At 60.3% G+C, this 12,660-nt stretch carries 8 protein-coding genes; 1 reads left to right on the forward strand and 7 read right to left on the reverse strand.

Annotated elements, in window-relative coordinates:
• Positions 1–21: 21 nt before the first annotated feature.
• Positions 22–1,236 carry an LL-diaminopimelate aminotransferase gene (locus ABGM93_RS05690; protein ID WP_321504187.1) on the reverse strand — a complete coding sequence of 405 codons (1,215 nt, stop codon included), beginning with the start codon at positions 1,234–1,236 and terminating at the stop codon, positions 22–24.
• A gap of 448 nt (positions 1,237–1,684) precedes the next feature.
• Entirely contained in the window at positions 1,685–2,233 is a 549-nt protein-coding gene (locus ABGM93_RS05695; protein ID WP_321504192.1) for a hypothetical protein, read from the reverse strand.
• A gap of 667 nt (positions 2,234–2,900) precedes the next feature.
• Between ABGM93_RS05695 and phaC the strand changes: the two genes are divergently transcribed.
• Positions 2,901–4,709 carry a class I poly(R)-hydroxyalkanoic acid synthase gene (gene phaC / locus ABGM93_RS05700; RefSeq protein WP_321504194.1) on the forward strand — a complete coding sequence of 603 codons (1,809 nt, stop codon included), beginning with the start codon at positions 2,901–2,903 and terminating at the stop codon, positions 4,707–4,709.
• Positions 4,710–4,768: 59 nt separating this feature from the next.
• Here phaC and ABGM93_RS05705 read toward each other — a convergent pair whose 3' ends face one another.
• The 5 genes from ABGM93_RS05705 to ABGM93_RS05725 all read right to left on the reverse strand — a co-directional run bounded on the left by ABGM93_RS05705 (position 4,769) and on the right by ABGM93_RS05725 (position 12,605).
• On the reverse strand, positions 4,769–5,317 hold the full coding sequence (locus ABGM93_RS05705; RefSeq protein ID WP_321504196.1) for a DUF2155 domain-containing protein: 549 nt from the start codon (positions 5,315–5,317) through the stop codon (positions 4,769–4,771).
• A 160-nt stretch (positions 5,318–5,477) separates the two neighbouring features.
• The gene (locus tag ABGM93_RS05710; RefSeq protein ID WP_321505761.1) at positions 5,478–8,333 is read right to left on the reverse strand and encodes a valine--tRNA ligase; all 2,856 of its coding nucleotides are present in this window, start codon (positions 8,331–8,333) and stop codon (positions 5,478–5,480) included.
• Positions 8,334–8,584: 251 nt separating this feature from the next.
• Complete coding sequence (locus ABGM93_RS05715; RefSeq protein WP_321504198.1) at positions 8,585–9,382, reverse strand: DUF2497 domain-containing protein; 798 nt, start codon at positions 9,380–9,382, stop codon at positions 8,585–8,587.
• Positions 9,383–9,811: 429 nt separating this feature from the next.
• The gene (locus ABGM93_RS05720) at positions 9,812–11,182 is read right to left on the reverse strand and encodes a TolC family outer membrane protein (protein WP_321504203.1); all 1,371 of its coding nucleotides are present in this window, start codon (positions 11,180–11,182) and stop codon (positions 9,812–9,814) included.
• A gap of 751 nt (positions 11,183–11,933) precedes the next feature.
• Positions 11,934–12,605: a protein-L-isoaspartate O-methyltransferase gene (locus ABGM93_RS05725; protein WP_321504205.1), complete on the reverse strand. Its 672-nt coding sequence runs from the start codon at positions 12,603–12,605 to the stop codon at positions 11,934–11,936.
• Between the last annotated feature and the right edge of the window lie 55 nt (positions 12,606–12,660).

A 12,660-nucleotide genomic window follows, 5' to 3' on the forward strand; every position in this document is an offset into this window, starting at 1 on the left:
CAGTGATCCACTTGTTCCAGTTCAGCGGCGGGCGCCCATTGGGATCACGTTGTGCAATGTTTCGTCTGCGGATTCAAGGAAACGCCGTATGTTTCGCGCAGCCTGCCGTATCCGCTGCTCATTCTCCACAAGTGCGATCCGCACATAATCGTCGCCATATTCGCCAAACCCGATGCCGGGCGCAACAGCAACGTCAGCTTTTTCAATAAGAAGCTTGGAGAATTCCAGCGACTTCAGATGCCGGAACTTTTCCGGGATCGGCGCCCAGGCAAACATGGACGCGCGCGGAGCCGGAACTTCGAAACCCGCATTTGCAAAAGAATCGACCAGCACATCGCGGCGCTTCTTGTAGATCTGACGGGTCTCTTCGATGCAGTCGTCGGGACCATTAAGCGCTGCGGAAGCCGCGACCTGGATGGGCGTGAACGCTCCGTAATCCAGATAGGATTTGACGCGGGCCAGCGCAGCGATCAGCCGCTCGTTGCCAACCGCAAACCCCATGCGCCAACCGGGCATGGAATAGGTCTTGGACAGAGAGGTAAACTCCACCGCAATGTCCATTGCCCCGGGAACCTGGAGCACAGAGGGCGGCGGCGGGCCATCGAAATAGATTTCCGAATAGGCGAGATCGGACAGCACAAACACCTCATGCTTGCGCGCGAAGGCGATCACGTCCTTGTAGAACTCCAGATCCGCCACGTAGGCGGTCGGATTGGAGGGGTAGCACAGGATAAGAGCGGTCGGCTTGGGCACGGAGTGCACCACCGCGCGTTCCAGCGCGTGAAAGAACTCCACAGTCGGCTCGGCCGGGACGTGGCGCACGGCAGCACCTGCCATCAGAAAGCCGAAGGCATGGATCGGATAGCTCGGGTTCGGCACCAGCACCACGTCGCCCGGCGCGGTGATCGCCTGCGCCATGTTGGCGAAGCCCTCTTTGGACCCGAGCGTTGCGACGATTTGCGTCTCGGGATCGAGCTTCACGCCAAAGCGACGACCATAATAGGCAGCTTGCGCCTTGCGCAGCCCCTTGATGCCCTTGGAAGCCGAATACCGGTGGGAGCGCGGATCCTGAACCGTCTCGGTCAGCTTCTCCACGATGTGCTTGGGGGTGGGAAGATCCGGATTGCCCATGCCCAGATCAATGATGTCTGCGCCTGCGGCTCGGGCCTTCGCCTTAAGTCGGTTCACCTGTTCAAACACATACGGCGGCAGCCGGCGTGTCTTGTGAAACTCCATGGCTCTGGCCCTTCTCTCTTCTGGCGCTCCGCGGCTCGTTTTCGGCGGACAGCGCATATGTTGCGGCGCGATGGATACTCCATCGCCAATCATTAGACTAGCGAATTCGATTGAGCTGCGTAATTCGCATAATATTGCGCGCGCCCACCCACACCCCCCTCTTTTCGCAGATTCTTGCACGCATGCGGTTTCTGACGGTGAATTATGTCAGCATTGGGGTTGCAGATTGCCACACTACGGCGCGCTCCCCCAAACCTGGATAAGCTGCAGTTTTCTGCGATTTCCGAGGAGGTCAGCCGACACTCACGAGGCGCCACGCGCTGGCGCGGGCCTTGCCGTTCACGATCGAACGGCCCAGACGTCGATGCGCGCATCACATCTCCATGCGCGCATCGCATCAATGGGCAAAAAGAGAATATACGACGGTCCGCCGGGCCTTCAGAACCGACTAGTTCGCCTCGGTCTCTTCGATCTTCCTGATCGCGTTGTCGATGTGGCTGTCGCGCTTGGCCAGAAGGTCACGGATCTTGGCGTTCCACAATCCACGTTCGTCGGAACCTGAATTGCGCTGGGCAAGCGTCCGCAGTTCCTCTTCGGTCCGCAGGACCTCATCCGAGGTCTTGAGCCGATCGGCAACCGATTTCGGTTCCGCATAGGCGATCGGGGCGACCGTGTTGGACACAACCTTGTTGGGGCTGTCAGGGTCGTAGAGGTATTCGGGCCTGCGCTCCCGTGCACTCGAAGGCTCTGCCGGGGCCGATGCGGGGGAGACAGCCGGCTTGCTCTGGGCGACAGCCGGTGCGATCAACGGCGCGCCGTTGGCCACAGTGCCCGGCGGCACCATCACCACACCCAGAAGGGTCGCATCCGGGTCGCCGGCACAACCAGCCAGAGACATTGACAGGACAGCCGCCGCCAGAAGGCCCTTCACACGCCCCCTGCCCGCATGGCTCCCCATCCATGTCGCCGCCGCAGCCATTGCATCCGACCGTCGCACCCGTGCTCTCTCCAAATCCTGTTTCACGTGTCGCCCAGCCTCGCCCCCGTTCAAAGGCCGGCAAACCCACTCCAAACCCTTCGCCCGAGACTCGTTTGTATCATGGACGCGTCGGAGCCGCTTCCGAAGTCCTGCCTGGGCGCAGAAACGGGAAGCCATGCGCCGTTACGCCTGTTGTGGGCCATGCGTCAAGTCACAGGGTGTGCCCCCCACGCCTTCGGCACCGCACACCTATCCTTGCATACCACATGGTGTCGCATACGGCGACGTCAAATCCGAACCACGACGCGCATGGACGACTCGACTCGGCAGACACCAGAGGTCCCAACGCTATCCCAGGGAACGGCGGAAGTCTCCGGGAGCTCTTGACGCGCCCGGAAACAGCTCCCAACTCCAAAAGAAATGCCCTGCGCTTGAGCGACCTGCATGGTCATAAGCCCATGTTTTATGCAAACCATTGGTTCCGCGCAGATATTTGCTGCATTGCAATGCCGAAAAGCGTGATCTGGCCCTTGTCAGGATATGGTTGCAAAAGCCTATTATAAAGGAAGCGATTTTTTGAATTCTTGGGCGGTCCGCATAAATGGGACCGCCAACTCAAAACGACAAGCCTCGAACGGCCTTACGCGTCGTAATGCGAGGATCTGAACGTGAGGGAGGCGCGGTCATGTCGGAAGCCTACGATAATAGCCCCATGCTCCGGTACATCGTCGAAAACCCGGAGGCCTTTGCACAGAACCTCGCGCGCGTCGTGGAGGAAGGTGGCAAAGCGCTGGCTGCCTATGTACGCCCCCGCGAAAACGGAGAGGCTCAGGACGCGATGGCGGACGAGATCACCGAGGTGGTCAAGACGCTCTCGCGGGTGGGAGAATACTGGATCAAGGATCCCCACCGCACAATGGAAGCGCAAACCCGTCTGATGACGGGCTACGTGAACCTGTGGAACGGCACACTGAAACGCATGGCCGGCGAGCCGGTAGATCCGGCCATTGAACCCGATCCGCGCGACAAGCGCTTCAAGGACGAGGACTGGAGCACCAATCAGTTCTTCGACTTCCTCAAGCAATTCTACCTGATCACCACCCGCTGGGCCGAGACCATGGTGGAGGATGCGGATGAAGTGGACGCGCATACCCGCCACAAGGCGGAGTTCTACGTCAAACAGATCACCAATGCGCTCTCGCCCTCGAATTTCCTGCTGACAAACCCGGAACTGCTGCGCGAAACGCTGGGCAGCAATGCCCAAAACCTCGTTCGCGGGATGCAGATGCTGGCGGAAGACATCGAAGCCGGGCAAGGCGATCTGCGCATCCGGCAGTCGGATGGCAGCCGCTTCCAGGTGGGCGAAAACCTGGCTCTCACCCCGGGCAAGGTGATTATGCAGAACGACATCTGCCAGCTCATCCAGTATGAGCCGACGACGGAAAAGGTACTCAAACGTCCCCTGCTGATCGTGCCGCCGTGGATCAACAAATACTACATTCTCGACCTGAACCCTGAGAAGTCCTTCATCCGCTGGGCGGTGGAGAATGGCCACACCGTGTTCGTGATCTCATGGGTGAACCCGGACGAACGGCAGGCCAAGAAGAGCTTTGCGCATTACATGCGCGAGGGAATATTCGAAAGCCTCGACATGATCAAACGCGCGACCCAGGTCGACGAGGTGAATGCCATTGGCTATTGCGTCGGCGGCACGTTGCTGGCCGTGACCCTCGCCTACATGGCGGCGCGCGGCGATGACCGCATCAAGACCGCGACGTTCTTCACCGCGCAGGTGGATTTCAAATTTGCAGGGGACCTGAAGGTTTTCGTCGACGAGGAGCAGATTTCCAATCTGGAGCGACGGATGGAGCAGAAAGGCTATCTGGAGGGGCGAAAGATGGCGACTGCCTTCAATATGCTGCGCTCCAATGACCTGATCTGGCCCTATGTCGTGAACAATTACATGCGCGGCAAGGACCCCTTCCCGTTCGATCTGCTTTATTGGAACTCCGACAGCACCCGCATGCCGGCAGCCAACCATTCCTTCTATCTTCGGAACTGTTATCTTGAGAACCGCCTCACCGAAGGGACGATGGAGATCGACGGCGAAAAGCTCGATCTTTCAAAGGTGAAGATCCCGATCTTCAACCTTGCCACGCGCGAGGACCACATCGCCCCGGCGCTCTCGGTCTATGAAGGATCGCGCTATTTCGGGGGGGACGTGCATTATGTCCTGACCGGTTCGGGCCATATCGCAGGCGTGGTGAACCCGCCCGCAAAGAAGAAATATCAGTATTGGTCCGGCGGAAAGGTCGAAGGGGACTTCCAGTCCTGGCTGGCACAGGCCACGGAAACCCCCGGCTCCTGGTGGGACCACTGGAACGAGTGGATCCGCTCCAATGACGACACCGAAGTGAAGGCCCGCAAGCCGGGCGCGCGTCGTGTGAAGATCATCGAGGATGCGCCGGGGACCTATGTGAAAATGCAGGGCTGAAGCTCAGCCCTGCATCTCGATTTCCCGGTATTTGACCGCTGAGCTGTCGCGTCCAATTCTCAGGGCCGCGGAAGCGGCTTTTCGCGCGGGATATTGGATGGCGGCGCATCTGGATCGCGCGGGGCATCCCCCAGAGGATCTTCCGGCGAGGCCTTCTGAACGACCGCCGGGCCATCGTAGTTTTCAGGCGGCGGCACATTGGAGGACTGCTTGCAGTCGGTCAGCCACACGTCATAGACGGGGTGCTCGACGGCGTGGAGGCCGGGACTTGCCGCAAACATCCAGCCCGTGAAGATTCGACGCACTTCATTGTTGAGCGTCACTTCGTCGACTTCGACGAACGCATCTGTCTGGGGCTGTTCGGTGTAGGAGCGCGAATAGCATACGCGCGGCGTCACCTGCAGCGCGCCGAACTGAACCTTCTCTCCGATATAAACATCGAATGAGATGATCCGGCCGGTGATCTTGTCCAACCCGGCGAACTCCGCGACCGGATTGTTGATCCGCTCCGCGCGGGCCTCGCCCATGAGGCCAACAAGCCCGGTGCTGCCTGCAAGGGCGCCTGCAATGAGGGCCGCAAAGAGGCGACCAGTCCTGGCAATCGTCATACTGTCTCTCGTCACCACTTCCTGTCGGTCGTGCGACCGCGATTCGAGCCGGTTTAGCCCCCTATTGGGCCATGAAAAAGGCGGCGGACGCCGTGGCCTGCCGCCTTTCGTCACCTCGCATTTCGTCAAAGGCCCATCGAAGACAGGTCTTGATGGCGCATCACGCCATCTGATCGAGGCGCGCCACGGCCTGTTCGACCTTCTCGCGAAGCTCGATGAACTCGGCCCGCTTCTCCTTTTCGCCGTCCACCACCTCAGCAGGCGCCTTCTCGACGAATTTCGGGTTGGAGAGCTTCTTGTCGATGCGTGCGATCTCCCCGTCGAGACGACCGTGCTCCTTGGCAAGGCGGGCGCGTTCCGCGTCCAGATCGATCACACCGGCCAGAGGCAGGCAGAGCGTCAGGCTCTCCAGCACGATCTGCGCCGAGCCCTTGGGCGCGGCATCGGACTTCTCGATGGTCTCGACACGCGCCAGACGGCAGATAGCGGCCTCATGTGTCGCAAGACGCGCAGAGGTCACCTCATCCGCACCAACCACGACAAGCTGCAGCGTCGCGCCAGCCGGCACGTTCATTTCCGCACGAACCGAGCGGATATGCGAGATGAGATCGATCAGCCAGTTGATCTCTTCGGCTGCCTTGTCGTCGAGCGCCTCAATTTCCGGCCATGCTGTCAGAGCCAGAAGCCCTTCGCGGGCAGGCCCCTCTTCACCGGTGCGCGCCCAAAGCTCTTCCGTAAGGAACGGCATGAAGGGATGCAGCACCTTGAGGATCTCGTCCACCACCCATGCGGCGGTGGCGCGGGTTTCGGCCTTGGCGGCTTCATCCGTGCCGGAAAGAACAGGCTTTGCCAGTTCGATGTACCAGTCGCAGAACGTGTTCCAGACGAAGCGGTAGATCCCGTTCGCGCCATCATTGAAGCGGTAGGCCTTGATGGCGGCGGTAACTTCCTCTGCCGCACGCGCCGTCTCGGTCACGATCCAGCGGTTCAGCGTACCGGTCGTGGCCGCAGGATCGAAGCCTTCGACGCGCTTGCACTCGTTCATCTGAAGGAAGCGCGTGGCGTTCCACAACTTCGTTGCGAAGTTCCGGTATCCCGCGACGCGGCTCGTCGCCAGCTTGATGTCGCGTCCCTGCGCCGCCATGGCAGCGAGCGTGAAGCGCAGCGCATCGGCCCCATATTCCTCGATCAGATCGAGCGGATCGATGACGTTGCCCTTCGACTTGGACATCTTCGCACCCTTCTCGTCACGGACGAGCGCATGGATGTAGACATCTTCGAAGGGCTCTTCCTTCATGAAATGAAGGCCCATCATCATCATCCGGGCGACCCAGAAGAAGATGATGTCGAGACCGGTCACCAGCACGGAGGTCGGGTAGTACTTCTTCACTTCCGCCGTATCGTCCGGCCAGCCGAGGGTGGAGAACGGCCACAACGCGGAGGAGAACCAGGTGTCGAGCACGTCCTCGTCGCGGGTCAGCTCAACGGCCTTGCCATAGTGCTTTTCAGCAAGCCCCGCAGCCTCGTTCTCGTCATAGGCAACAAAGATCTCGCCGTCCGGGCCAAACCATGCCGGGATCTGATGGCCCCACCAGAGCTGGCGCGAGATGCACCAGGGCTCGATGTTCTCCATCCACTCGAAATAGGTCTTTTCCCAGTTCTTCGGCACGAACTTGGTGCGCCCCTCGCGAACCGACGCGATGGCCGGCTGGGCAAGCGTCTTGGCGTCGGCGAACCACTGATCGGTCAGCATCGGCTCGATGACCACGTGGGAGCGGTCGCCGAAGGGCTGCATGATCTTCTTGTTCTCGACGAAGGGAACCGCCTCGCCTTCCTCGTTCGTCACGGTGACGGCGAGACCGTCCGCATTGATGGCGGCGACGATCCGCTCGCGCGCCTCATAGCGGTCCAGCCCGCGATACTCGTCGGGAACGAGGTTGATGGCATCGACCTCGGCCTCGGACGGCAACTTGCCGCTGTCCACAATGGCCTTGGCCATGGACGAGCATTCCGCGTAGGGCGCGCCATCGGCGCGAAGAGCAGCCTGGGTGTCCATCAGACGGTAGAGCGGGATCTTGTTGCGACGCGCGACCTGATAGTCGTTGAAGTCATGCGCGCCCGTGATCTTCACCGCGCCGGAACCGAAATCCGGGTCCGGATACTCGTCGGTAATGATCGGGATCAGACGGCGATGCTCTTTCGGTCCGACCGGAATTTCACAGAGTTTTCCGACGATTGATGCATAACGTTCATCTGAGGGATGAACTGCGACCGCTCCATCACCCAGCATTGTCTCGGGGCGCGTCGTGGCGATGGAGATATAGTCGCGCGTCTCGCGCAGCGTGACGTTTCCGTCCTCGTCCTTCTCCACGTATTCGTAGGTCTCGCCACCGGCCAGCGGGTACTTGAAGTGCCACATGTGGCCGTCGACTTCCTTGTTCTCCACTTCCAGATCGGAGATCGCGGTCTCGAACTTCGGGTCCCAGTTGACCAGCCGCTTGCCGCGATAGATCAGCCCCTCGCGGTAGAGCTGAACGAACACCTTCAGGACGGCCTTGGAAAGGCCCTCGTCCATGGTGAAGCGCTCGCGCGTCCAGTCGCATGAGGCCCCCAGCCGCTTGAGCTGGTTCAGGATCATGCCGCCCGATTCAGCCTTCCACGTCCAGACCTTGTCGACAAAAGCCTCGCGACCGATCTCGCGGCGGCCGGGCTCCTGGCGCTCAGCCATCTGGCGCTCAACGACCATCTGCGTGGCGATACCCGCATGGTCCATGCCGGGCTGCCACAGGACGTCGTTGCCGCACATGCGGTTAAAGCGGACGAGGATATCCTGCAACGTGTTGTTGAGCGCGTGGCCCATGTGCAGGGAGCCGGTTACGTTCGGCGGCGGAATGACGATGCAATAGGGATCTGCGCCCTCGCGCGCCCCTGCGCCCGCGCGAAAAGCACCGGCATTTTCCCAATCTTGCGAAATCCGCGGCTCGATCGCCGCAGCGTCATAGGTCTTGTCGAGCATGGAATCCTGTCTCGTCATTCGTCCGGTCGTCGCGCGAAACGGTTTTTCTGCGCGCACAACACCGCATCCGTTCGTGTAAATCGGATGGACCGGCTCAAGTCAACATGCACGCGGCGTTACCTGCATCAACGCGGCTCAAAATTACGCATTGCTCGGGATGTCCCGGGCGACGAACCGCCTTGCCGACCACGTGAAACGAAAACGCCGCCCGATGGAGGGCGGCGTCCAAGTTCGTTCGTCGATGAAGGGTTTCAACGACCGCGGGTCACCCGCTCGATCTCCTGACGGACCATACGTTCCACCATGATCGGCAGATTGTCGTCCAGCCAGCCCTTGATCATGGGGCGCAACATCTCGCGCACCAGCTCATCCAGTGTGCGGGCATTCGCCGTCAGAACCGTGTTGGATAGATTGGCAAAGGCCGAATTCACGGCACTGTCCGTCATATCCGATACGAGGCGCTCGTTCGGATCGACCGCGCCTGCATCCTCACGCACGGGCTTGTAGTCGTTATAGGCAGCCTTCGCCACAACCGGCTCCGGCTTGGGAGCCGGCTCTTCGAAGGCCTCCTCCACGACATCGTCCTCGGCCGCCTCTTCATCGGCGACAAAGGCGATATCGCCGGTGTCGGTGTCATCGGGAAGCCCTTCAACCATATCAGGGACATCCTCGTCCCCTTCGGTCGCAAGATCTTCGGTCAACTCCAGAACGTCGGAGGTATCGGCCTCGTCTTCGTCCTCGGCCTCCATGGCAGCCATATCGAAAGCCTTGTCAGCCTCCTCCTCGGCAGCCAGCTCCTCTTCCTCAGCAGGCTCTTCTTCGACAGCTGCATCCATTTCGACTTCATCGACGTCGAAATCACCGCCATCGCTGTCGAAAAGCTTGTCGAGATCGTCCTGTGACATGTCCGCGGCCATGTCGACGTCTCCCTCGGCCTCATCTGTCCCGGCAGCATTGTCCTGCGGGGCGTCATCATCGGAGATAATCCGGCGAATCGATGCCAGGATTTCCTCCATCGAGGGTTCCTGCGCCTGACTGGCTTTCGCCATTTCACCCCTCACAAAACTGATTCAGGCCAACGAGTATAAAGGGACCAAACCGTCCCCATTTACCCCATTTGCCTGGAATAACTACACTACGCGAATCCCTACGCTTGCCTCAGCAGACGACTCGCCTTCGCACGACTATAACGCTTCTTTAACCAGTTCGGAAATTCCGGTCTTTGCCATTGGGGATTTCCCCCGGTTAACAATAAATTTTTTACAACTTCAGTAGCTCTCAAGCGCCAACGGTGACTTTTCTCGCTTCTGTACGTCTAATTCCGGACCGTTTCATCCGGACAACCCGATTGTCACGGCAATAGACGCGGGCAGGCTCTAATCATCGATCACGGCTTGGTCAAAAAGAAAACCGGCCTCAATGGAGGCCGGTCTTGTTTCAAGATAATCAAATCGGCCGGATGCGCGGCCCTGGAGGCTTCAACGCCCGTCCGGCGTGCGCAGACCGAACCACTTGTCGCGAACCGCCTCGTAGTGCTCCTTCGGATCGTAGGCCGCCACATTGAGGTTCATGTCCTCGGCCGTCAGGCGCCCCACGGCTGCAACCAGCGAGAAGGCTGCCACGACGCTCTCGCGCTGGGCACTCACCAATGCAGACTTCGCATCGATCAGTTCGTTCTGCGCGTTCAAGACATCCAGTGTGGTCTGCTGTCCGACACGCTGTTCCTCAATGACGCCATTCAAGGCCAGTTGAGCCGCCTCAACCTGTGCCTGCGCAGCCGTCACCGAGGCCTCGGCAGCCTCGTAGGAGCCCCATGCAGCGACGATTGCCGCGCGCACACTGTCGCGCGCCGCATCGAGCAGGATGCGCGCGTTGCCGAGCTGCTCCTTCGCTTGTCGGACCTGCGAGGAGACCAGACCACCCTGATAGAGCGGAACCGAGACGCGGCCAAGGACGGTGGCGCTGTCGGTATGGTCGATACTGACCGAAGAGGACGGGTTCCACTGACGCTGAAGATTGCCCTCCACCGTGACGGTCGGCAGCAGATTGCCCTCCACGACCTTCACGTTGTATCCGGCGGCGTCGATATTGAATTGCGCGGCCACGATATCCGGATGGCTCCCCTCGCCTTCGGCGAGCGCCGACTTGAGGCTCGTAGGCAGCATGGAACGAATATTGGTGTTGGGCACGATCCGCCCCGGCTCAACACCGACGATCTGACGAAAAACCGCGCGATCCGCGTTCAGATTGGCGAGTGCCAGATTGAGCTGCGACCGTGCGCCGGCGAGACGGGCATCGGCCTGCGCAATATCGGTACGCGTTCCTTCGCCCACTTCAAACCGATCCTTCGCGGCACGGACCTGTTCGCCCAGAAACTTGATGTTGGAGCGGTTGAGCGAGACGATCGCGGTATCGCGGATCACGTTCATGTAGGCCTGGGCGGCCGATAGAAGCACCGACTGCTCGGTCGAGACGAGCGAAGCGCGCTGGGCACGAACAAGCGCCTCGGCCTGACGGGTGCCATTCACCGTTCGGAAGCCGCGAAAAACCGCCTGCTGGATCTGAAGTCCGACCGTGGAGGTGTTGTAGTAGCTCTGCCCGAGAGGCACGGAGCTGGACGACGTGTGGCTTGCGCTGGCGTTGGCGAAGATCTGGGGACGCCAGCCCGAAAGAGCCTGCGGCACGTTTTCATCCGTGGCGCGCAGAGTTGCCCGCGCGGCGTTGAGGCTCGGATTGTTCGAATAGGCCATCGCCAGCGCTTCGCTGATCGACTGAGCCTGAACACCGCCCGCCATCAAAAAAACGGCGGAAGCCGCTGCAACAGCAACTACAGAATTACGAATGGTCACGACGCCACGCCTCATTGTCCCGCGCCCCCGAATGCACCGCCGCCCTGGCCCACCGGGCATCAGGCACCGATTATGGTTCATCGCTCCCAAGGAGTTGAGAACCCGCATTCCCTGATCCCGTCAGGGCAATACCCGAACATTCCGGCCTATCCTCTGACAGGCATCGACCGGCCCAAACCTGCAGCAAGAACGGATCCCTTATGTCCTCCGCGCCGCACGAAACGGCTGAGGCCCATACCGGGGAGCTGCAAATCCGCAACCGCTGCTTTTCGCAGACTACCGCCCGTCAATGACGCAACGGTAACGCCAATGACAAGAGGCGCAACTAGATTCACTATCAGCGGCGAAGTCTAAGGTGTTGAATGGGCGTATTGAACCCACACACGGTTTTGCTCCACGGAATAATCGACCGCTGCGACCAATAGGCAACAGCCATTGTACGTGCCTTCCGCGGAAAACAGAGGATGGCGAGAGATCTCACGCCCCGGTCCGACCGCTTGTATTTTTTCACGACCCCCGTGGGGGCCGATGCCAGAAGGGGCAGGGCGAATCGATTCGCGCCCCTCTCGGCCCAATTCACGCGGTCAGAACCATCAAAACTGCCGATCATGACAACCGGCCACCGCCCAGGCCCGCGGCGGATATTGCCCCGTCAAACCCCAATCACCACGCAGCCCAAGAAAAAGGGCCGGGCAACGAATGCGACCGGCCCACTTGCAGCTTTGCGTCGATATCGAATGGTATCGCGCGCTCAGAAAACGAAGTCGCTTTCGTTTTCGAAGCCAGGAAGCACCGGTGCGCATGCATTGAATGCGGGGCGGGAACTGGTTTTGCCTTCCGACGACAACACGCGGATTGCTTCGGCCGCGCCGCCACGCCCCTTGATGGCAACGAGGCGGCCGCCGTCCTTGAGCTGGGAAATCAGAGCCTCGGGAATATGATCCACCGCGCCCTCGATAAGGATCACGTCGAAGGGCCCCTCGGATGCGAGCCCCGCGGCGGGATTGCCTGCCACAATCGCCGCATTGTCGATACCCTGCTCGACGAGCGTCTCACTGGCAGACTGGGCAAGCGCCTCGTCGCCTTCCACACCGACAACCGAATTCGCAATGCGCGCCAGGACCGCGGCGGCGTAAGCCGAGGCACAACCGACGACGAGCACGATGTCAGACTTATCGAGATCGGCGAGCTGTACGAGCTTACCGAATGTCTGAGCGGAAAGAAGGTAGCGAGCGGGTTTGTCGCCTTCAGCGGCCGTAATTTCGATATCGCCGTCCGCATAGGCAAAGGGGCGACGGGCCTTCGGCACGAAGAGTTCGCGCGGCACCGTTCCCATTGCGTCAAGAATACGGTAATCCGTGATATCGCGTGTACGGAGCTGGTTATCCACCATACGGCGGCGCATATCCTCGAATTCGTCCATGCCGACTTATCCTGTCCGCTGCATTTTCATTGACGAAATCCTTAGCCCTCCTGAC

The organism is Breoghania sp. (assembly GCF_963674635.1).
In the GTDB taxonomy this organism is placed as follows: Bacteria; Pseudomonadota; Alphaproteobacteria; order Rhizobiales; family Stappiaceae; genus Breoghania.